The organism is Sorangiineae bacterium MSr11954 (genome assembly GCA_037157815.1).
Lineage (GTDB): Bacteria > Myxococcota_A > Polyangia > Polyangiales > Polyangiaceae > Pendulispora > Pendulispora albinea.
Genome location: CP089984.1, coordinates 7,336,550 through 7,358,372 on the forward strand (window position 1 = coordinate 7,336,550; position 21,823 = coordinate 7,358,372).

17 protein-coding genes are annotated in these 21,823 nt (G+C 64.4%); 14 read left to right on the plus strand and 3 right to left on the minus strand.

Features of this window, described 5'->3' with window-relative positions:
* Window positions 1-165: 165 nt before the first annotated feature.
* The 3 genes from LZC94_28435 to LZC94_28445 all read left to right on the plus strand — a co-directional run bounded on the left by LZC94_28435 (window position 166) and on the right by LZC94_28445 (window position 3,025).
* A complete protein-coding gene (locus tag LZC94_28435; GenBank protein WXB11774.1) occupies window positions 166-1,536 on the plus strand; it encodes a tetratricopeptide repeat protein in 1,371 nt (456 codons plus the stop codon).
* Window positions 1,537-1,820: 284 nt separating this feature from the next.
* On the plus strand, window positions 1,821-2,066 hold the full coding sequence (locus LZC94_28440) for a hypothetical protein (GenBank protein WXB11775.1): 246 nt from the start codon (window positions 1,821-1,823) through the stop codon (window positions 2,064-2,066).
* Window positions 2,067-2,164: 98 nt separating this feature from the next.
* The gene (locus tag LZC94_28445) at window positions 2,165-3,025 is read left to right on the plus strand and encodes a phosphodiester glycosidase family protein (protein ID WXB11776.1); all 861 of its coding nucleotides are present in this window, start codon (window positions 2,165-2,167) and stop codon (window positions 3,023-3,025) included.
* Window positions 3,026-3,105: 80 nt separating this feature from the next.
* Here LZC94_28445 and LZC94_28450 read toward each other — a convergent pair whose 3' ends face one another.
* Together LZC94_28450 and LZC94_28455 are read right to left on the minus strand one after the other, a co-directional pair.
* On the minus strand, window positions 3,106-5,388 hold the full coding sequence (locus tag LZC94_28450; GenBank protein ID WXB11777.1) for a glycoside hydrolase family 3 C-terminal domain-containing protein: 2,283 nt from the start codon (window positions 5,386-5,388) through the stop codon (window positions 3,106-3,108).
* A gap of 72 nt (window positions 5,389-5,460) precedes the next feature.
* Complete coding sequence (locus tag LZC94_28455; GenBank protein WXB11778.1) at window positions 5,461-5,817, minus strand: hypothetical protein; 357 nt, start codon at window positions 5,815-5,817, stop codon at window positions 5,461-5,463.
* Between the two features lie 1,049 nt (window positions 5,818-6,866).
* Between LZC94_28455 and LZC94_28460 the strand changes: the two genes are divergently transcribed.
* The 11 genes from LZC94_28460 to LZC94_28510 all read left to right on the plus strand — a co-directional run bounded on the left by LZC94_28460 (window position 6,867) and on the right by LZC94_28510 (window position 20,492).
* Entirely contained in the window at window positions 6,867-9,752 is a 2,886-nt protein-coding gene (locus LZC94_28460) for a protein kinase (GenBank protein ID WXB11779.1), read from the plus strand.
* A 34-nt stretch (window positions 9,753-9,786) separates the two neighbouring features.
* Complete coding sequence (locus LZC94_28465) at window positions 9,787-10,335, plus strand: hypothetical protein (GenBank protein ID WXB11780.1); 549 nt, start codon at window positions 9,787-9,789, stop codon at window positions 10,333-10,335.
* A 341-nt stretch (window positions 10,336-10,676) separates the two neighbouring features.
* Window positions 10,677-11,546, plus strand: coding sequence for a tetratricopeptide repeat protein (locus LZC94_28470; GenBank protein WXB11781.1), 870 nt, complete (start codon window positions 10,677-10,679; stop codon window positions 11,544-11,546).
* A gap of 639 nt (window positions 11,547-12,185) precedes the next feature.
* Window positions 12,186-12,428: a hypothetical protein gene (locus tag LZC94_28475; protein WXB11782.1), complete on the plus strand. Its 243-nt coding sequence runs from the start codon at window positions 12,186-12,188 to the stop codon at window positions 12,426-12,428.
* A gap of 344 nt (window positions 12,429-12,772) precedes the next feature.
* Window positions 12,773-13,828 (plus strand): 50S ribosomal protein L11 methyltransferase, encoded by a 1,056-nt coding sequence (locus LZC94_28480; GenBank protein ID WXB11783.1) that lies wholly within the window; start codon window positions 12,773-12,775, stop codon window positions 13,826-13,828.
* A complete protein-coding gene (locus LZC94_28485; protein WXB11784.1) occupies window positions 13,803-15,224 on the plus strand; it encodes an iron-containing redox enzyme family protein in 1,422 nt (473 codons plus the stop codon). The genes LZC94_28480 and LZC94_28485 overlap by 26 nt, the downstream gene beginning before the upstream one ends.
* Window positions 15,225-15,427: 203 nt before the next feature.
* Window positions 15,428-15,580 carry a hypothetical protein gene (locus LZC94_28490; GenBank protein WXB11785.1) on the plus strand — a complete coding sequence of 51 codons (153 nt, stop codon included), beginning with the start codon at window positions 15,428-15,430 and terminating at the stop codon, window positions 15,578-15,580.
* Entirely contained in the window at window positions 15,577-16,842 is a 1,266-nt protein-coding gene (locus LZC94_28495) for an ATP-grasp domain-containing protein (protein ID WXB11786.1), read from the plus strand. Before LZC94_28490 ends, LZC94_28495 begins: the two co-directional genes overlap by 4 nt.
* Window positions 16,839-18,443, plus strand: a complete 1,605-nt coding sequence (locus LZC94_28500; GenBank protein WXB11787.1) for an MFS transporter — start codon at window positions 16,839-16,841, stop codon at window positions 18,441-18,443. The genes LZC94_28495 and LZC94_28500 overlap by 4 nt, the downstream gene beginning before the upstream one ends.
* Window positions 18,385-19,848: a hypothetical protein gene (locus LZC94_28505; GenBank protein WXB11788.1), complete on the plus strand. Its 1,464-nt coding sequence runs from the start codon at window positions 18,385-18,387 to the stop codon at window positions 19,846-19,848. The genes LZC94_28500 and LZC94_28505 overlap by 59 nt, the downstream gene beginning before the upstream one ends.
* Window positions 19,845-20,492 (plus strand): HAD family phosphatase, encoded by a 648-nt coding sequence (locus tag LZC94_28510; GenBank protein WXB11789.1) that lies wholly within the window; start codon window positions 19,845-19,847, stop codon window positions 20,490-20,492. The genes LZC94_28505 and LZC94_28510 overlap by 4 nt, the downstream gene beginning before the upstream one ends.
* Before the next feature lie 550 nt (window positions 20,493-21,042).
* Here LZC94_28510 and LZC94_28515 read toward each other — a convergent pair.
* Complete coding sequence (locus LZC94_28515; GenBank protein WXB11790.1) at window positions 21,043-21,567, minus strand: transposase; 525 nt, start codon at window positions 21,565-21,567, stop codon at window positions 21,043-21,045.
* Window positions 21,568-21,823 lie beyond the last annotated feature (256 nt).

Consider the following 21,823-nt stretch of genomic DNA (forward strand, 5'->3'; position numbering starts at 1 on the left):
ATCTCTTCGAGCTCGCCGCAGGGGCCCTGACGTGGCAGAAAGTCGTCGCCGTCGATCGGCAGCAGGATCAGCGTGTGTTCGAACCGTCGCGTCCGAACATGACGAAGATGTACGGCTTGCATCACAGCAAGGCAACGCACATACACGCAACACTTGGTCGCAAAAATGCAAGCCCAAGATCGGGCGACGATCGGGGCGCGCAAACGCCCATGCGGCTCGTTTTTTAGAACGGCGAGCAAAAAATCGATGGTCATCCCGCCGCGCGAAGCCCATCATCGGCGCATGCAAATGCCTGGGTGGATCGCACGCGGCGCGGCCGTCGCGGGGCTCGTTTCGTGCGCGTCCCAAGCGACGACCGGGCTGCCGGCGCGGACCGCGGCCGAGCAGGCGAAGGCCGATCGGTACGTGGCCAGGTTCGAACAGAAGCTGGCCGAGGTCCCCGATGACGCGGGCATCCGTTATGGCCTCTGCGAAGCGTACGACGATGCGGGGCGCGTGCCCGACGCGCTGAAGTGCCTCGAAGGGCTGGACCTACGTGGGTGGCCCGTGTCGATCCGCGCGATGGACTTTCGCCCGACCCGCGAGGACCCGCAATTTGCAACCCTGTTGCGCCGCTCGGACGCGCGCGCGATCCGGGTCGATGGCAGCCGCGTCGCCTTTACGGCGCCCGCGGAGCTGGTTCCCGAGAACGTCGCCTTCGATCCAAAGACGGGCGCATTCTTCCTCGGCAGCATCCCCTTGCGAAAAATCGTGCGCGTGGTCGATGGTCGGGTGCAGGTCTTCAGCAAGGCCGGCGTCGCACCGCCGTTGCTATCCATCGTCGGCATGAAGGTCGACAGCGAGCGCCGAACGCTCTGGGCGGCGTCGGAAGGCAAGCGCGGCGCGGAGAAAGCGCTCAGCGAATTGCTGCTCTTCGACGTCGACACCGGCGAGCTTCTGCACCGCTTCGCGGCCGGCGACGGAAAGCCGCATATGTTCAACGACGTCGTCATCACGCGAACCGAGGACGTGTTCGTCTCCGACACCCTCGGCGGGGGCATCTACCGTGTCTCGAACCGTGGATCCCTGCGCCCCTTCGTTCCCGCGGGGACCTTCCCGCACGCCAACGGCATCGCGCTCTCGCGCGACGAGAAAAAGCTGTTCGTCGCGTACGATCTCGGCATCGCGGTCATCGACGTCGCGACCGGCGCCCACGTCGAGCTGCGCAACGACTCGTCCTCGTCCATCGCGGGCATCGATGGCCTCTACGTTCACCGCGACGGCCTCGTGGCGGTGCAAAACGGAACGGGCTTGGCGCGCATCGTACGCATTTCCCTGGATTCGGAGGCGACACGCGCGACCCGCGTCGCCATTCTCGAATCGGGGAATCCATGGTTCAATCGCGCAGGCGGCACGGCACCGACCACCGGGGTGCTCGTCGGCGATCGATTTTATTACATTGCCAATTATCGACCGGGCGCCCCCCGCCCCGGCGAAAAGCCGCCCGCCGAGCCCCTCGAAGACGTGCGTGTGCTGTCCATTCCCCTGGCTCCCTAGCAGGTGCCGCGGCGCAGGCGGATTGCCCTCGTCCAACGACGACCTCCGCACCTTCGTCGCGGCGGGTTCACATGGTTTGGCCAGCCTGACAAGAATTCAGTCGTGCTGTTCCGCCTCGTTTCAATCGATCGATATTTGTTTCAGTGTCAGCATTGCTGCGCTCCGCGCGCCCGCCATCCATGGACCGGCGATCACGAGGCGAGGACTGCGACCGACGTGTTTCTGAGCTCAAGCGCTCCGAACATGGTTGGAATTTTTGGTGACCATCGCAGAATGCGTCACGCATGCCGCGCGCGCGTAGCGAGAATGCCATCCAGATCACGCTTCGTGTGGAGCCCGAATGGCTCCCGCGAGCGGACGCCGTCGCTCGCGAGCTGGGGCGCCCGGGGTTCTTCGTAACGCGGACATCCGTCATTCGGATGGCGATGGTGCAAGGGCTGGAGCAGCTCGAACGCACGGCGGGCGTCACGGACGAGGAGCCCGCGCCCGAAATCTTGCCGGCCCCCGCCGAGATCGCGCGCGATCCGTAGACCCGCGCGCGTATTTGGCCGCTTCGCGCGCCGTCGGGCATCCGCGCTTGGTGCGCGCCCTGGAATCATGTGCCGGCCGGCGGCGTTCCCTCGGAGACGTGCTCGCCGCACCCAAAAACCGTCTCGCCCTTCGCTGCGCCGTGATCGCCGCTGGGATCCTGGCGATCCCAGGCTGCTCGCGGAACGGCCGCGCGGGCACGGAGACCAGCACCGCCGGCGCGGCCGACGCCGCGGTGCTCGTCGCACGTCCAGAGGCCGCGACCTCGCCGTGGAACCCCGACATCGTACGCAGCGGGAGCGAGAGCTATCCGCTTCGCCGCTTCAGTTATGCGCTGAAGGATGTCACGTTGGGAATCGAAGACATCGGAATGCGCGCCTCGCTCCGCGAGATACTCGAGCAACGGCACGCGCTGCTCGCCGTCAACGGCGGATTCTTCGACACGCATGGAATGCCGCTGGGGTTGGCCGTATCGAACGGGCGCGTGCTCGCCTCGTTCGTACCGTCGCTCTCCGGAGGCGTTCTCGGGGTCGATCGCGGGCGCGGATGGCTCGAAGAAACGGAGTCCTTCCTCACGCCGTCCCCGGCCGTCGATTTTGCGATTCAGTGCCGGCCCCGGCTGGTCGTCGCAGGAAATGCCAACATCCGCAGCGACGACGGCAAGCGCGCCGCCCGAACCGCCATCTGTCTGCGCGATGCCGGTGCGGTAGTCGACTTCATCATCGTGCGCGGGGACCTCGGGCGCGCGGACCCGCGAGAGTCGGAGGGGAGGCCCGGCCCGTCGCTGTTCGCGCTCGCCCATCATCTTGCGCAGCTTGGTTGCCAGGAAGCCCTCAACCTCGATGGGGGCCCATCGACCGGCGCTGCATTCTGGGAAGATGGCAAAATGCGGCACTTGGCACCGCGAGCCCCGATCCGCCATGCGATTCTGGTGCGGCCAAGGCGCGACGCGGGCAGGTAATGGAGATGCGCGCGCCCGCACCGCGATGCGTGTGCTCCGCAGATGAACGAGCGCCCCACCCTGCGCGGTCCGGCTGGGGGCTATCGCGCGAACTGGAACCAATTGACATTTACGAAATCGCCGCCCGGGCCCGTGAAGGTCAGATATACGGCGTGCCGGCCGGTGGCGGAGCCCGTGAGGGTGCTGGTCACGCTGGTCCAGACCTGCCACCCTCCGGTGCCCGATACCGGTACGCTGGCGAAGACGGGCCCGGTCTCGCTGTCGAGACGGTATTGGATGTTGCCGCTGCCCGCGCCCGACGCTAACCGCGTGGTGACCCGGGTGGCCGTGGGGGCGCCGAAATCGACTTGGGCGTAGCCGACCGAATCCCCGGGGGCGATGTAGCCGATGTTCTGGCCGCCGCCGGTGTCGGTGGTGGTCTCGGTGCGCACGCCGGATTGGCTGTCGAAGGACTCGGCCTGAATGGTCGCATATGCATCCCGCGGCGGCGCCGCGCCATAGGTGAGCCCGAAGCCGAATGGGAAGAGGGCCGGCTTCCCATCGCCGTCGTTGATGGGTTGTTGATTGGCCGATTGCATCCATGTCGATGGCAATTTGCCGGTTGGCGCATAATCGCCATAGAGAACGTCCGCGACCCCCGCGCCCTCCGTGCCCGGCAGCCACGAGGCGATCAGCGCGTTCCAGTTCGGCAGCTGCGCGGCGATGTCGAGCGGCCTGCCGGAGACGAGCACCACCACCACCGGCACGCCGCTGCTGCGCAAGGTATCGAGCGTCGCCGCGTCGGTGGCGTCGAGGCCGAGGGAGCCGGGTCGATCGCCCGCGCCCTCCGCGTACGGGGTCTCGCCCACCACGGCGACCGCCACTTTGTAGGAGCTGTCGATGCCGGAGCCGCCGGGGTGGTACGTGACGGTGGTGCCGCTGCCCGCGCCGTTGCGGATGCCTTGCAGGATGGTGGTTCCGGTGGTGATGTTGCCGCTGCTTCCTTGCCAGGAGATGGTCCAGCCGCCGCTCTGATGGCCAATGTTGTCGGCGTTCTTGCCGGCGACGAAGATCTTGTTGCCGGTCTTGGCGAGGGGGAGCACATTGCCCGCGTTTTTCAGCAGCACCTGCGATTCGCGCACCGCCTGGCGGGCGATCGCGCGGTGTGCGGCGCTCCCAACCGTGCCGGTGAAGCTTCGATCGGTGAGGGGCTTTTCGAAGATGCCGAGCTCGAACTTCTTGGTCAGGATGCGGCGGTTGGCGTCGTCGATCCGCGACATCGGCACCCGCCCCGCTTGCACCTCGGCGCGCAAGAGCGCGATGAAGTCGCGCCATGCGGTCGGCACCATCACCATATCGATGCCCGCGTTGATCGACTGGCGCACCTCGGCGGCCGTGAAGCCGGGCTGCCCGTCGATTTGGTCGATGCCATTGTAGTCGGAGACCACGAAACCGCTGAACCCCAATTCGTTTTTGAGCAAGTTGGTAATGAGGTACGAATTGCCGTGCAGCTTGGCCCCGTTCCAGCTGCTGTAGCTGACCATCACCGAGCCGACGCCGCGCGCAATGGCCTCGCGGAACGGCGGCAGGTGAATCGCCCGCAGCTCCGCCTCGCTCAGCTGCGTATTGCCTTGATCGGTGCCGCTGGTGGTGCCTCCATCGCCGATGTAGTGCTTCGCCGTGGCCAAGACGGAGCCGGGTGCGCTGAGCGAGCTGCCCTGCAGGCCGTCGATGAACGCCGCCATCTGCGTGGGGAGCTCCGGCTTTTCGCCGAACGACTCGTAGGTGCGCCCCCAGCGATCGTTGCGGGCGACGCAAAGGCAGGGCGCGAAGTCCCAGTCGATGCCGGTGCCCGAGACCTCCTCGGCCACGGCGCGTCCGATTTGCTGCGCCAAGGTGGGATTGCGGGTCGCGCCAAGTCCGATGTTGTGCGGGAAGATGGTTGCCCCGAATACGTTGTTATGGCCATGCACCGCGTCAACGCCGTACAGCAGCGGGACGCCGAGCCGGCTCGCGACCGCGGCATTCTGGAAGCTATCGTACATGTTCGCCCAGCTCGTGGCGTTGTTCGGCGACGGCGCGGAGCCACCGCCCGAGAGCACCGACCCAAGCGAGAAATTGGTCACGTCCGCGCTGGTGACGGAGGCCCGCTCGGCTTGCGTCATTTGGGCGATCTTCTCGTCCAAGGTCATGTTGGCCATCAGCTGGCTGACCCGGGTCGCCACCGGCAGCGATGGATCGGGATAAGGCACATGCGCCCGCACCAGCGGCTCGGCGCCTCGTTCGCGCGATCCATCGTCGGTGCTCACCGCACAGGCGACGCCCAAAATCGCGACGCCTGCTGCAAAACCTGCACGAACGACGTTCGGTACCGTTAGGCTCATTGGAATCTCCCCGGGCGGTTGGGCGCGTATGATGATCGGCATCATCGTTCACGTCAAGGGAGATGGTCCCGGTTAGAGAACGCAGAGCGTCTGATTGTTCGAGCTGCCGCTCGCGGGTGATGTGCGGCAGCTCGGGTTGTAGCTAAGGCTCACGGGCCGATAGCCGCTCGGGCACCCCAGGGAGCAACTATAGAAGCTGCTTCCGGTGTTGGGCTGACAGTCGGTCTGATTGTACCCGGCCGTGCAAGAGCCCGGGCAATTGAAGTTGCACGAGAAGGAAACGGGGTGGAACCCCGATGAACACCCGAAGCTGCATTGCAGCGACATCAACTCCGCCTTGTCTTCCAGACTCGACTCCTCCCCCGCATCGGGATCGGCGACATTGCAGGCACACAGCACCAAAGACACGAATAGAAATACCAATTTCATCTTACATCCCTCCAGTAAAATGGATACCTCCATCGAGCGCACGCGGCTCATGAGCGAGCGCATGCCCGGATGGAATGAATGACGAATTCAAATGCAACGTGTGAAGCGACAGCGGGCTCCCCTCGCGCCAACGGCGCGGTTGCTGCCATGTGGCAATCTCGATGTGCGCTCTCGGCCCCTCCCGTCACACCAGCTCATGAGCTCATGCGCTCACGTCGATATCGGAGCCCCCACCGTATTTATCGATTGCGATGTACGCAGGACAATCCGTCTGCTGCGCCAGTAGCTTTGTCGCACGGGCAGCATGATAGCAAGAGAAAATAGTCGACGACCGCGCCTAGCGATGCTTTCTCCGTCCGCTCGCACCTGCTGATGTGAATGCGTCGCTGGATCAGTCCAATATTGTAAAGAGTCATAACATGTCGGACAGATGTCATCACGGCGCGGAGCAACGGGCCCGGCAGGCGGGGATACGCGCACGTCGCGAGCTCGAGCCGCGCGGATGAGCACCGGCCGCCGCACGGTACCAGGTGCAGTCGTGATGGGACATTCGAGCGCCATCGCCGCTCAGGCCGCGATCGTGGCATCGGTCGCGATGGGCGAGCGACGGTCTGCAACGATTCGACGCGCGCGCCTCGGAGCTGACGCGTGGGTGAACGATGCCGAAGTGGCTCGATTGTTTTCGGGACGCCCGCGAGGAACCAATGGGACCATGGAGGCTCGCCGCGCCCCTCGTCACCGACGGAGTTGGTTGGGACGGCAACGGGTCCGCGCGGGTCGTCGTCGTCGTGAGAGAACGTCCGGCGATGCAGGTGAGCTCGATGACGTCACGCAAAGGGTCTCGTCACCGATCGCGTAAGCTCGGGCGAGCATCGAGGGCGTCTATCCCAAAGACCCCAAAGAGGACTTCGAACGCGAGAGCCTCGTCCCACCGGGAGGCACCTCGAAGCGAATTCGAGATGTCCGTCTCGTCGCATCGATCGACCATGGGGCCCGCGCGGACGTATCGCTATCACCGATGCCGCGCGCGCCCCCCGCCGGAAGCGGCCTTGACGAGGCTGGATTGGTACGGCACCATCGGCCCGGTTCGGATGGCCCCGCCCTTTTCGCGAACGATGATTTCGGAGCGCGCCTTGGTGCGGGTGGGAACGGAGGTCGGCAAATACCGGATTGAACGGTTGATTGGCATTGGTGGAATGGCCGCGGTCTACGCCGCCACGCATCGCAACGGGCACAAGGTCGCCATCAAATTCTTGCTCGAGTGGTACGCGGATGATCCCGCCATCCGGCGTCTGTTCGGCCGCGAAGCCTATGTGGCCAATGAAGTCGCGCACCCCGGTGCAGTTGCCGTCTTGGACAACGACGTCGACCCGAACAGCGGCTGCCCATTTCTGGTGATGCCGCTGCTCGAAGGAGAGACGCTGCGCGCCCGCTGGGAGCGCGCCAAGCTGCGGTTGCCGCTCGCGGACGTGGTCGTGCTGATGTCGGATGCATTGGACGTCCTGGCGAGCGCTCACGCAAAGGGGATCGTTCATCGCGATATCAAGCCGGAGAATCTATTCATCGCGCGCGACGGGCGCACGCGGGTCCTCGACTTCGGAATTGCGCGCTGGACGACGCCAGGAGAAGGGAGCGCCAGCGTGACGGGGCAGGCATTTGGAACACCTGCCTTCATGCCGCCCGAGCAGGCCGCCGGCGATCGAACGCGTATTGGACCGCACAGTGACGTGTGGTCCGTCGGGGCCACGATGTTCGCGCTGCTCACGGGCGAATACGTGCATATTGCAGATAACCCCGCCGCGCTGCTCGCGGCCGCGTTGACGAAGCCTGCGCGGTCGATTCGCGACGTGATGGCGGACTTGCCCGCGCCCATCGTGGAGCTGGTGGACAAGGCGCTGGCGTTCGACGGGGCGCAGCGGTGGCCGACGGCCAACGAGATGCACCAGGCCCTTCGCGAGGCCTTCGAAACCGGATCGGGGACGACGATCGCGAGCGTGATCCCGGTGGTTCGCGCGCGAATCGCGGCGGAGCTCACGCCGCGCGCCGACGACCTGCACGACGTGGCGACCCAATCGCTCGCGGCGGACCTCGTCACTCCCCGAACGAGGAGCGGAGTCGATCCATCGGCGCATGCATCCGCGGATGTTCCGGCGACAGACGATGTTCCGGCAACAGACAAGGAGGCGGCGACACCACCCATCGCCGGCAAGACGAATCGGGGCCGGCGGCAACGATGGGGTGTGGCGCTGGCGACGCTCCTGGCGGTTGGGTCGGCCGGGCTGTGGCTCGCCCGTTCACGAGCCGTGCCCGAGAAGCCGGTGCTGCGAATCGAAGATGCGGCCCCCGCGCAAATGCCGATTACGGCATTGCCAATTTCGCCCGCGTGCAACAAGGAGGCGGAGAGGTACTATCGGGAGGGGCTCTCGGAGGTGCGCCACGCGAGCTGGGAGCGCGCGTATGACGCGTTTCAGAGGGCCGTCAATGCGGACCCGGGCTGTCCCGAAACGCAACTAAGGCTCGCGTTGACCGGTTATTCCGTAAATCCTCTATCTTCGAGCGGAAATTACGAGTCGTTTCGCCACGCGCTCTCCATTCGGGACGCGCTCGGCGACCGCGATCGTACCCTGCTGGACGCCCTGGTTCCGCTCATCGTCTCCACCCCACCCGACCAGGGGGAGCAAGTTCGCAGGCTCGACGCGGCCGTGTCGCGGTTTCCAGCCGACGCCGAGATCCTTTATTTGGCGGCACGGGCCTGGGCCCAATCGGCAACGGATCGCAAAGGTCTCGAGCGCAGCCTCGCCCTCGCACAAAGGGTGACGGACGTCGATCCGCACTACGCCGATGGCTGGCAGGCGCAAGCGCGCACCTTTGCCCGCTTGGGTCGATTGGACGAGGAGAGCGCGGCGCTGGACCACTGCCGCGAGGCTGCCCCGGGGTCGACCGATTGCCTGCTCGACCGCGTGTCCTCCCTGTACCAGCGAGGCGAGTGCGGCTCCGCGCTCGAAAACGCGCGCAGGCTGATCACGATTGCCCCAAAAAGCTCATTGGACGCCAAGGTATTCGCCGCCTTGCTCGCGTCGCAAGGCGCGCCCGACGAGTCCATCGAGACGGCGCTGACGCAAGCGAGCGAGAACACGTCCGCCGATCTTCGTGAAGCGTCCGATCTTCGTTGGCGTGCCCTCCTCTGGTCGATGAAGGGCGATTTCACGCGCGCCGAGCAGCTCATTCAGGCGGGGCGGCGGCTTCTGGAAAATGAACCCGCCGGACTCCGGTACGCGCTCCTGACCGGATTGCTCATGGATCTTCTGGTCGAAACCGGACGCGACGATCGCGCTGCCGCCGTCGTCGACGAATACAAGCGAAAGCGACATGGATGGACGAGCACCGACGCCTTCGTTGGATGGACCGCCTATGAGCCCGCAATCCTCGGTCAGCTCTTGATTCGGCGCAAGCTGTCCAAAGAGGAGTGGCGCGCGACGACGGATAGTTGGGAAACACGAGCCCGTTCGTTCTTTGGCGACGAACCGGCGTGGGGACTCCGCTGGGGCCCCGTGAGCACCACGCGCGCCGCGGCCGTGGAAGGCTGGAACCATCGGCCGAGGCAGCCGGAGATCGCCGCCTCCATCGAGCAGGTCATGTCCGACACCCCTCGCGCTCAAATGTTGGGCGGATACATCGCATTCATGGCGGGTGAGCACGAGCACGCTAGGCGCTATTTGTCGGATTCGACGCGCGGCTGCGATCGCCTCATGAACCCCTTTACGAATGTCAGCGCCTATCGTTGGCTCGGCGAATCCAACGAGCGCCTCGGTGACGTCCCCGGCGCCTGCGCGGCCTACGCCGTCGTCCTTCAGCGATGGGAAAACGCCAAACCACGTTCCGTCACGAGGGAGGCAGCCAAGCGACGGATTCAAGCGCTCGGCTGCAAACCGTAGTGACCGCGAGGTCATTTCGGCTAGGCTCAATGCCATGAATGGCATCTCCGGTGAGCACCGCCCCCGCCCTGCCTCCGCCCTCGCCAAGGCCCTCTTCTGCGCGCTCTCGATCGCGATGTTCGCGGGCTGCCCCGCCAAGGACGATCCCATCAAAGCCCAGGTCGGCTCCTGCCTCGAGGCGCGTGGAAAAGGCGGAAAGACGCTCGCCAACGAGTTCCATGTCGTGGCGTGCGACGCCCCCCAGGCGGCCTACAAGGTGATCAGCAAGGGCGAGCGCTGCAAGGACATTACCAATGGCTATCTCCAGGTCGGGGGCCGCCGGTCGCGCACAGAACTGTGTCTGGCATTGAACGCCAAGGAAGGAGATTGCTTCTACCAGGAGATCGACTTCCCCACCGGGAGGGCGACCAAGACGACGTGCGGGCCGACGGCGACCTTCCGCGTCACCAAGGTGGCGACCGGGGTGGCCGACGCCGCGGTATGCGGTAAAAACGTCCCCAACTGGGCCAAGACCCCGGACGTCCTGCCGCGCGCCATCGTCTACCGCGGCCTCCCCGCGACCGTTTGTGTCGACCGACCGTGATATCCGGAGCGGGTCCGCAAACCGTCCCTCCTTCGGCCTCGAAGTCGCGGCTCATTTCACGGCGCCGGCAAGAAACGGTAGCGGGTCGGCGGCGATGGCAGCCAGCCATCTCGGATTGAGACGGCGAATCGATCGCAAATGAAATGCGATAAACCGCACCGACGAAACCGTCCTCGTTCATGCTATTTTGCAAGATTTGCGGGACGGTGCTCCATCGACGCGCGAGCGCGGGAGCCTCGCGCATTCGGGCGGACGGCACCCGGTTCGCCCATCAAATGTGCGGATGACGACGGCAAGAGTTTTCTGCCAGCGTCTGGACCGACCCGCGTACCATACATCGGATGCCCGCTGCGCCCACCTCTCTCTATGCTGGTTTCTTCGACGAGCACACCCCGGTCCTTTGCGTAGCCGGCCCCAATATGCGCGATATCGTGCAAACCCCTCGCAGGCTGTTCGCCTTGTTGCGCCTGTCGAGAGCGACGCCGCCGCTGCGCGAGGTGGTGCGCGTGGTGAGCCACTCCATGGGCTCCGCGGCGATCTTCAGCCCCCGCGACAGCGACGCGTCGGTTACCCGGTTTGCGCGACTCGCTCGCGCCATGGGCGAGGATCTTCTCGGCGAAGATCCCTTTCAGCCCGCGGAGAGTTGGATCGCACGCAAGCCATTTCTGGTCTTCGGAAAGGAAGATATCCACCCCGTCCCCAAGGCCTATATGGAAAATCGATTCGGGGTACCGCCCGAAGAGCAGAGACCGCATCGTTTGGCGCGCGCCCTCTGGGCCATCGATCGCCGTGCGCGCGCGCTTCGCATCCTCGAAACCGCGTGCGCAACATCGACCGATGCGCTCGATCATTTTCACCTCGGCCAGCTGCACGCCGTGGAGCTCGGCGACCCAAAGACCGGAATCCCGCACCTCCAGCGCGCGTGCGAGCTCGCCCCCAACGTCTCGCAACCCTTCACGTCACTGGGAATTGCCTCGATGAGCACCGGCGACTACGCCAGCGCACGCGACGCCTTTCGCTCCGCGACGGAGCTCGCCCCGAGCGATGCGGGGGCTTGGGCCAACCTCGCACAGACCTGCGCGCTCCTCGGCGATCACGAGACGATGCGACGCGCCTGCGCGCGCGCCCAGGAACTGGAGCCGGGGGAGCCGATTACCGCGCAGTTGGCCGCCGAGGCGAAGGCGAGGCCTCGGCCGCCCGCGTCCAGGTAATTCTGTCAGCGTTCCATCGGGCGGCCCGGTTCAATACGTATACATGACGTATACACGTACCCGGTGACGCTTCCAGGCGCGCGAGCCGGTGGCGACGTTTCAGAGCATCCACGGCACCGGACGCGATGGCGACACCGTACTTCCGCCCACCGTTCGAGAGCCGTTCGCCCAAATACCGTACACGTCACCATACGCGCCCGACGGGCCCATTGGTCTTGCGATGCCTTGCCTCCCGCGATGCGTTCGGGACGTCTCACGCCAAATGGGAAACGCCCACACACAAATGCGAAATAGCGCGCCGATGATTCACGCTCGTTCGTCCGGTTCGCGCGGCCCGCCGAAGGCAGAAGCTCGAAATCGATCGCCATCACGGTATCACGGATTCCGAAATCTCTGTTGCGGTATGGGTCGCCCCTCGTGGACATGCTCGACACGAGGCACGATGCACGACATCGCCGCGCATCCGACGCCGATCCTCAATAGCCTTCCAAGCTGAGATGTAGGCTCAACATGTCCCCAGATACGCCATCGTGGGCACACGGAATAAAGCGGATGAAGCGCAACCATCGGGACGGTCATCGTTGCCCCTGATAAAAACTTCACGGAAGGGCTGTCTCAAGATGGCACAAAGAAGATTCGATGATGTCGATTCGAGAGACCGTGATCGACGTGATCGTGATCGGGACGATCATCTCGCGCGACGCGACGCACGGATTCGAGGGCGGCATGTCCCGCCGAAAAATCAGCATAGGCGGATTCCCTCTCCGTAGGATGAGTCATGTCGATGACGACATCCTGTCGACGAGTCACGAATGCAAATCTAAGAAGTCGACTTCGCCATCCATCGCACCACGCAAACCGTTCTTCGATGCGCGGATATGACAAAACAACGACCATGGAAATGCGACGAGCGATTGGTTGACATTTGACCCGCCCGAGCTAATAGATTCCCGCGAACGCGAATAGTCCAACCAGCGTCGAGCGGCGGTTTTGGCGGGACGGGTTCATCCAATCATCTGGCGGCCCCACCACGTCCATATGCGCCATGCGATGCGCCACCGCTGTTCGAGAAACAACCAATCCGAAGGCAGGGTGATTTGCTCATGGAACCATCCGTCTCGAACGCCTCGAACGCGAGCAGCCTCGACGCAAACGAGATGACGAGGAAGTTGGACCCTTCGAGGTCCAGTCTTACCAAAGGCGAGCCTTCCGCAGGAGCCATTGTCGTGGATTCCGAACAGTCGTCGGCGTTCTTGGCCTTGTTGCGTACACAAGTCGATGCTCTCAAGGAGACGTTCAGCGCGGTCGACACCTTGCTCGACGCGGGAACGGTATCGGAGAGCGCGGTTCACCAGGCGTCTTTGAAGTCCATTCCGCGCTGGCACTTTGCAATGGTCAACGACCATGCCCGGAACGACGCGTTTGCGGCGGCATTCAAACAGCTGGTTCGGCGCGGAATGCACGTGCTCGATATCGGTACCGGCACCGGGCTGCTGGCGATGCTCGCCGTAAAAGCCGGCGCGCGACGGGTCACCACGTGCGAGGCCAACCCGTTGATGGCGGACATCGCAAAGCGGATCATCGCCGCGAATGGAATGGCCTCCACCATCACCGTCGTGTCGAAGAAGTCGACCGATTTACGCATGGGCTCCGACCTCCCCGAGCCCGTCGACCTCATTGTGTCCGAAATCGTCGACTGCGGCCTGGTCGGTGAAGGATTGCTCCCTACCCTGCGCCACGCGCGCGAGCATCTGCTCAAGCCCGGAGGCATCCTCGTTCCACGCCGTGCCCGATTGATTGGCGCGCTGGTGGAGAGCCCCGCCGTCATGCGCCTGAACAATGTCGAGTATGCTGCGGGGTTCGACGTCCGGTGGCTCAACATCGTGGCGACCCGTGGGCATTTCCCAGTTCGGCTCGGGACTTGGCCCTATCGCTTTCTCTCGGATCCGGTGGTGCTCGCCTCGTTCGACTTGGTCCACGGAGGGCTCACCGACGGCGAGGTCGAGGTCACGGTGCCAATCACCGCATCGGGACAGGCTCACATGGTGGCCGCCTGGTTCGAATTGGATTTGTGCCCAGGGGTGGTCTTGTCCAATCGTTTGGAGGACACCGAATCGCATTGGATGCAGGCATGCATTCCATTTCCAGCTCCCGTGGCCGTTCGCGAAAACCACGACACCCGGCTTGCCGTGCAGTGGCGGCGTGAGCGCTTGTCGGTTCACACCTCGCCTGAGCCTCACCTTACGGAGGATGTCCATGAGCCATACGCACCTACCTTATGAGGATTATCGACTTTCGGGCGAGGAGCTGCGGCGCGCCGTCGAGCGCTACGCCAGCAACCCCCTCTACCTGGACAACGAAGAGTGGGTCAACGACGACAACCCTTTTCGCCGGCAGCTGCGTCCACAAGTCATCAAACACCTCGACTTCGATCGGGTCCTCCCGCGCAAGGACATCCTGCACTACACCGGCCTGGCAGCGCAGCGAATGCTCACCTCCATCTACGAGAGCGACTTGATGTTCCTGCCGAAGGCAGGGTTGGACCGTAAGTGGCACGATTTTCAACGCTTCTACAGCCCGACGAACCGCGCGTTGGGAGAGATGGTCCGCCCCGCCCTGGAGCGCTTCGCCTTTGGGTTTCTCGATGAGGAGGTCCATGTCAGCGGACAGTGGACCCGAAAGAGCCTGGAGGCTTTTCTCCGAGAGCTCGAGAAGAAGGACTTCAGCGAGCCTTCGGCGTCCGAAACCGCCATCGCGAAATCCAACGATCCCCAGCGCGCCGCGCACATGTGGCTCATCCAGTTCTGCGGCGACTTCCTCGCGGAGGCCTCCCCCATGGGCCGCAACATCCTGGGCTACTACGGGCCAGCCCAGTCGGAGTGGTTCAAGATTCTCATCGACGAGTACGGATACGGCGTCCACGCGACCAAGCACAGCAAACTCTTCGAGAATACATTGGCATCGGTCGGGTTGCGGTGCGATCTACATCATTATTGGCAGTTCTATCTCAACAGTAGTCTGTTGATGAACAATTACTTCCATTACCTCGGAAAGAACCACGAGCTTTTCTTCCGCTACCTCGGCGCGCTCTACTATACAGAGAGCACCTTGGTCGATTTCTGTCGTCGCGCGCACACCTTGCTGAAGAAAGTCTTTGGCAACGACGTCGATACGACCTATTTCACGGAGCACGTGCACATCGACCAGCACCACGGAAAAATGGCCTTGGAGAAGCTGATCTTGCCGGTGGTCGACACCTGCGGCGAAGAGGTCATCGCCGACATCGTGCGCGGCTACGAGGAATTCCAAGCGATCGCCCAGATTGCCGATGCGGACTTTGCCGACCAGATTCGTTGGATGGATGAGGGTCCCAAGAACAAGGAGCTGCATGATCCCGTTTGGGCGGCCATCGAAAGCGGGCGGGTCACGGCGCCGGTAGCACATCTCGTCGAGCCGCGCGGCGAACTATCCAATACGCATTGCCACGACGGCGACGAATTGTGCCATATCGTATCTGGAACCATGCGCTTCGTGAGCGGCTACCGATCCTACCAAATCCTGGAAGCGGGACAGGGCACCGTGATCGCGAAAAATAGGCTTCATGGCGCGATCATCGAGTCCGAGGAGTGCGTCTATCAAATCCACTCCGTGGGCGACTACCGCACATGCTTGTGCTGACATTTTCGGTCGATGGAGGCGGCAACTGCGCGGAGGTGTCCGGCGTGGGATACGTCTATGCGCGTACGGAAATGGGGGAATTCATCCTCCCAGCCCAATGCAGGCACCGCGGTGGGCCGCTGCACCTGGCCACCATCCGGGCAAACGGAACCCCATCCAAGGGAAAGTGCCTGGTATGCCCCTGGCACGAGACCCTTACCTCCATGGCTCGAATCGCGGCTTCGAGCGTTCCGGCCGTGCGGCGCGGCGGGCAGGTCACCGCGGTGTTCCCCCACGAGGCCGAATCGGACTTCCGCATCACGTATCGTCCCCTTTCCGCGGAGCTATCCCGCGCCGCATCGCCGGGGGGTGCATGACCTCCAAGCCGAAGACCGCGATCGTCGTCGATCCCTATTCCTCGGGGAACATGCTGGCGCCGGAGTTGCGCCGCGTCGGGGTGACCCCCGTGGCCGTGATTTCCACGGGTGAACCTCTGGCTGCATACGCGGCATCCTTCCGACCCGGCGACTTCGAGACCATCGTCGCCTTCGATGGAGACTTGGACGCGCTGGTACGTCAGCTCGCGACGAAGGCACCGTTGTGGGTGCTGCCGGGAACGGAGTCCGGGGTCGAGCTCGCCGATCGCCTGGCCGCGGCGCTCACCCCGGAGCGGGCGAACGATCCCGAGCTCTCCTCGGCCCGGCGCGACAAGGGATGGATGGCCCAGGCCGTACGCGCCGCGGGGCTTTCGATCCTCCGACAGCACGCGGCGAGCAACATCGACGACGTGATCGCGTGGCTGACGAAAGAACGGCTCTTGGAACATGATTTGGTGCTGAAGCCGCCGCGCAGCGCCGGCACCGACAGCGTCACCCGCGTCCCCGCGGGCCAGGATTGGACACACACGTTTCGCGCGCTTCTCGGCCAGCGCAACAAGCTGGGTGTCGTCAATGATCGGGTGCTCGTTCAGGAATACGTGACGGGGACGGAATACGTCGTGGACACGTATAGCCACGACGGGGTTCACACGGTGACCGATCTCTGTCGCTATGGAAAGTTCGACAATGGCGGGCATATGGCCGTCTACGACTCCCTCGAGTTTCTGCCGTACGACCCGGAGGCCTACGGGGCATTGTTCGACTACACCCGCGGTGTGCTCACGGCGCTTGGGATTCGGAATGGCGCCGGCCACACCGAGGTCATGCTCACCGCGGAAGGTCCGCGCCTGATCGAGACGGGGGCGCGCATGCACGGTGGAGGTCATCCCCGTTTCTGCCGGCTGGCCACCGGCGACAGCCAGCTCGATCGCACCATTCGCCACCTTTTGGGCGAGATCGTGCCCGGCCCCGGCTACACCTTGAAACGCACCGTGCTCGTGGTCTTCCTGGTCGCGCGAACCTCTGGAACGGTGAAGAACATCGAAATCTACGACCGCGTGAAGTCCCTCTCGAGCCATCACGATTCCATCGTGGGGACGCGCAATGGAGACCGGGTCGAGGCGACACGCGATCTCTTCGCCAGCCTCGGTCTCGGGTTCGTGGTGTTCGCCCACGAGCGCCGTGATCAGGTGTGGGAGGACTACGCGACCTTGCGGGCCATCGAACGGCAGCTCGTCATCGAACCGGCGAGCCCGCCGTGACGAACGAGGCCTCCCAGCAGCGCCAGCATGTCCAGCATGTCCAGCCCCCCCAGCCTCCCCAACAGACGCGCGGCACAGGGCTGTTGCTCGCGGTGCTCCTGGGCGGCCAGGCCATGGCCAATGTGGATATTGCCATCGTCAATGTCGCAGTTCCCTCGATTGAACGAAGCTTGCACACCACCGGCGGCCAGACGACGGCCGTCGTGGCCGGATATACCCTGGCGTATGCCATCCTGCTCTCCACGGGCGCGAGGCTGGGCGGCATGCTCGGCCATGGGCGCGTGTTCCTATGGGGGGTTGGGGCCTTTACGGCGGCGTCGCTCGCGTGCGGCGCCGCGTCCGGTCCGGCCTCGCTCATCCTCGCCAGGATCGGTCAGGGGGCCGCCGCGGCATTCATGGTGCCCCAGGTGCTGGTGGGGATTCACAATCACTTCGAGGGCCAAAAACGAGCACGTGCCATTGGCTATTATGCGGTCGCTCTGTCCGCGAGCGCGGCATTTGGACAGGCGATGAGCGGATTTCTCATTGCTGCAAACGTATTTGGCAGCGGGTGGCGATCGGTCTTTCTCGTCAATGTTCCAATTGGGATCCTGCTCATCGCGGCAGGCGCGCGGCGCCTCGGGGCCGAGCGTGGACATGGCGCGCAAGGATTCGATGGCTGGGGGGTGCTGACCTTCTCCGTCGCCATGGCCCTGGTCGTCGCGCCCGTCGTGTTCGGAAGGGACATGGGCTGGGGCCCCACTACCTGGATTTGCCTGGGCGCGAGCGTACCCGCATTTGGAGCCTTCATCGCCATCGAACGCGGCGTGTCCGTGCGAGGAGGACGGCCCCTCTTGGACCTCGGGATCGTGGCGAGACCCGAGGTGGCCTTTGGCCTCTTGTCGCAGGCCGCGGTCACGGCCACGTACTTCTCACTGCTCTTCGTCCTCGCCCTCTATCTGCAGCGCGGGCTCGGCAAGGCGCCCGAGTACTCCGGGCTCGCCCTCGTGCCTTGGGTGCTGGCGTTCGGTGTGGCAGGGCCGGTCCTGTCGCGCATCCCGCGAAGGGTGGGCCGCTTCTCGCCCGTCGTCGGATGCCTGCTGCTGACCATGGCCTTTGCGTCGATCAGCTGGTCCACCCGCTCCGAGCGCGCGGGGGACGACCTACGCTTGCTCGCGCTGCTCGGGTTGGGCGGCCTTGGCCTCGGGACGACATTCAGCGGTCAGATCGCCAACCTCACGGCGGCCGTCCCCGTCGGCAACGCCTCCGATCTCAGCGGGTTGTTCAACACCATGGCGCAGGTCGCCGCATGCGTCGGGGTCGCGGTATTCGGCACGCTCTATTTCACGGTGGAGACCCGCGCCACCACGTCCGCGATCCCATCCGCGTCGTCCGCGTTCTCCACGGTGGCGGCCTCCCTCGCCGCCATGGCCATGCTCGGCGCCATCGCGGCCTATCTTTCCGTGCGTCGCCCGATGGAATCCGCCGGCGATCGCAGCCCGTCGGCCTTCAACCCGGATACCCACGACAACCTCACGAGAGACGAGAGAAAGCGAGCGAGCGATGAACGATCTCGGAAAGCTATCGGCGGTGGAGTTGGCGGCGCTGATTCGCAAACGTGAGCTGTCGCCGGTCGAATCCGTCAAGGATGCCTTGAAGCGCATCGAGCAGCGCAACCCGGCGCTCAACGCGGTGGTGACGGTCTGTGCCGAGAGGGCGCTCGAGGCGGCTCGCCATGCGGAGACGGCGGTCATGCGCGGACGCCCCATCGGGCCCCTGCACGGGGTGCCCATCGCGGCCAAAGATCTCGATCCGGTCACCGGGGTTCGCGTGACCCGAGGCTCGAAGATTTTCCGCGACCTCGTCGCCAAGGAGACCATCCCCTGTGTGTCGCGCCTCGAAGATGCCGGCGCCATCGTGATCGGCAAGACCAACACACCGGAGTTTGGCTACAAGGCCACCACCGATAGCACGCTCTTCGGGCCTGCCAGCACCCCCTTCAATCGCGCGATGAACGCGGGCGGCTCGTCGGGCGGCAGTGCGGCGGCGGTGGCAGCGGGGATCGTCCCGCTCGCCCAGGGCTCCGATGCCGGTGGCTCACTGCGCGTGCCGGCGGCTTTCTGCGGGGTCTTCACGATGATGACCACATTCGGGCGGGTGGCCGTTCCCGCGCGGCCCAATGCATTTCGCCGTTACAATCCCATGGTCTGTTATGCACCCCTCGCTCGGAGCGTCGCGGATGCGGTGGTGGCCCTCGATTGCATGTCGGCGATCGACCCACGCGATCCGTATTCGTTCACGGCCCCCGACAAGCTCGCGGACGGGCTGAATCGCGACCTGACCGGACTACGCGTCGCCTACAGCCCCGATCTGGGCGGCTACCCCTGTGAACCGGAGGTCGCCGCCATCGTTCGCGATGCCTTGCCGGCGTTCACCTCCGCCGGGGCGCGGGTCGACGAAGTCGACTTCCGGCTCCCGATCCCCCACGACGAGGTCACCCGCATCTGGCGCCGCTACCTCTCCGTATGCCACGCGGAGTCCGCGGCCATCCTGCGCGACGAGGGCATCGATCTCCTCGGTCCCCAGGGCGAGGTGGTGGACCGCGAATACCTCGAGAGCGTGCGCACCGGCTTCGCGCTGAGCGCGGTGGAGTTCCGGCTCATGGATCTGGTGCGCACCAAAATTCTCGATACGTTCGAGACCGTCTTCGATCACTATGATATTTTGGTCAGCCCCGTGAATTCAATCGCAGGTGTACCCAACGCATCCGACCGCACCACCGCGGGCCCCAGCCACATTGGCGACAGCCCGGTCGATCCGCTGGTGGGTTGGTCGATGACGAGCCCGTTCAATCTCATCGGCAGCCCTGCCGCCTCCGTCCCCGCGGGGCTGGCCAAAAACGGCGTGCCCGTCGGCCTCCAAATCGCGGCGCGCAGAGGCCACGACGTCACCGTCATCGCCGCGGCCGCAGCCTTCGAACGGCATCGGCCATGGAAAGCCATGTACCAAACATTGGGGTTCGTATGAGCATCTTCCAAGCGGTCCTTTTCGACCTGGATGGCACATTGGTCGACAGCGAACCACGCAGCCGAGCCGCTTGGGCAAAGCTATTCCACACCCACAGCGTGCCGTGCGACGCAGCGCTCCTCGCCACCTTCTCCGGCCGCCGGGGCCACGATGTCATGGCCGAGCACGCGCACGCATTTCCGGCTGCGCGCAGCATCGATTCGCTGTTGGAGGAAGCCTTTGGCTATTACTTCGGCCCCGATATGCCCTCGATCGTGGCCGTTCCCGGCGCCATCGAATTGGTGAGCCGGCTGCGCGAGACCCACGTGCCGATGGGCATCGTCTCCTCGGGCCTGCGCGACCATGTTCAGTCGATCCTCGAGGGCATTGGCATTGCGCACCATTTCGATGTCCTGGTCACCTCCGACGACGTCCAACACGGAAAGCCCTCCCCCGAAGGATATCTCAAGGCATGCGCCAAACTGCGCATCGACCCCACCCGCGCCCTGGCATTCGAAGACGCCCCCGCCGGAATCGCCGCCGCGAAAGCAGCCGGCATGACCTGCGTGGCATTGACGACCACCCAGCGCCTCCAGGCGCTCGAGCATGCCGATGCGGTGGTGACCGACTTTACGCAAATACCGTGGCCGCTGGCGCTTCCTTGAAAAGGGCTTATCGTTTCGATTTCCCTCTCTCGAAGAAGGGTTTGATTTCACTCTCCCGCGGTGCCGGAATCGCACATACTGCGTCCCTATGCTCAAGAGCAGCAAGTTCGTCGCGTCGCGAATTTGTTTCAGCGTTGGCGTCGAATGTCCTTCGGAAAGAGCTCTTGGTTGTTCTGCAAACTTCAGCAGAACCGTCATGGACCAACTTGAACGAGTGGCAGCCATTTGCCCATGGTGTCCGCGCCACGGCGGCACGGGTCCGCGCTTGACCGCGTGCCAGAGTGCGCCGAACATCGTTCAATCCCGTTGGGAGCGTGATGCGCGAGAAGACGAGAAAAGGGGGAAAGCATGAATCGATGGGGCTTTGCCATGGCCCTCATACTGGTCGCTTGCGGCGGGCCCGCTGTCACGTCGACGCGGCTTCGCGGCCCCGACGGTGAGAGCAATTGGGTGGCGATTACGTGCAAGGACTCGAAGGTGCGATGCTTCCAGCGCGCAGGAGAGGCTTGCCCGGGCGGATACGTCATCGTCGACCACCTAACCCCAGAGATCACCTGAGTGGAGCCCGATAACCGGCGTGAACGAACCAGTTGCTCGCGTGCGTCTCGGTGACTCGAAAGCGCGCTCGTCTGGCGATGAGCCGAAGCGCTTTGGGGTGGCGGGGAGCGTGGCGTCGCACGTATTGCTTTTGGAGGGCCCAGCCGGATTCAATTGGATTGAGGTCGGGCGAGTATGGGGGCAAGTAGACGACACGAACGCCGCGCGCCTTGCAGGCGGCTACGACACGCGGGTCGCGGTGGGCGGGGAGGTTGTCCATCACCAGGACGTCTCCGGGGTACAGTCGAGGGAGCAGCTTGCGTTTCAGCCAAGCCAGGAAGCGGGGACGGTTGGCCGTTTTGAACATCGTGCTGAGGACGACCCATCCCGATAGGCGCATCGCCCCAAGAAGTGTGAGGTTCGTGCCCCAGTTCATAGGAATGCGATCGATGAATTCGCGACCTCGCTTCACCCAGGCGTGGCTCCGACTCATGGCCAGGTTTAGGCCCGATTCGTCGAGAAAAACCAGCTTTTCCACGGGAATCCGGAGGATCCTCCGTCGGAAGGAGCGGCGCTTGGCTATGACGTCGGGTCGCTGACACTCCAACGGCCGTCGGCGTTTTTTTTGATGACGTACCCATACCGATGCAGCGCGCGCTTCATGCTGGACACATGAACTCGCGCGCCCCGCGGGCGAAGCCGATTGAACTCCGCCGTAATCTCGTTAGCGGTCGCATCGCGCAGCTTCGCAACAAGCGCATCAACGTAACCGTACGGGCAAAGACGCCGTGCGG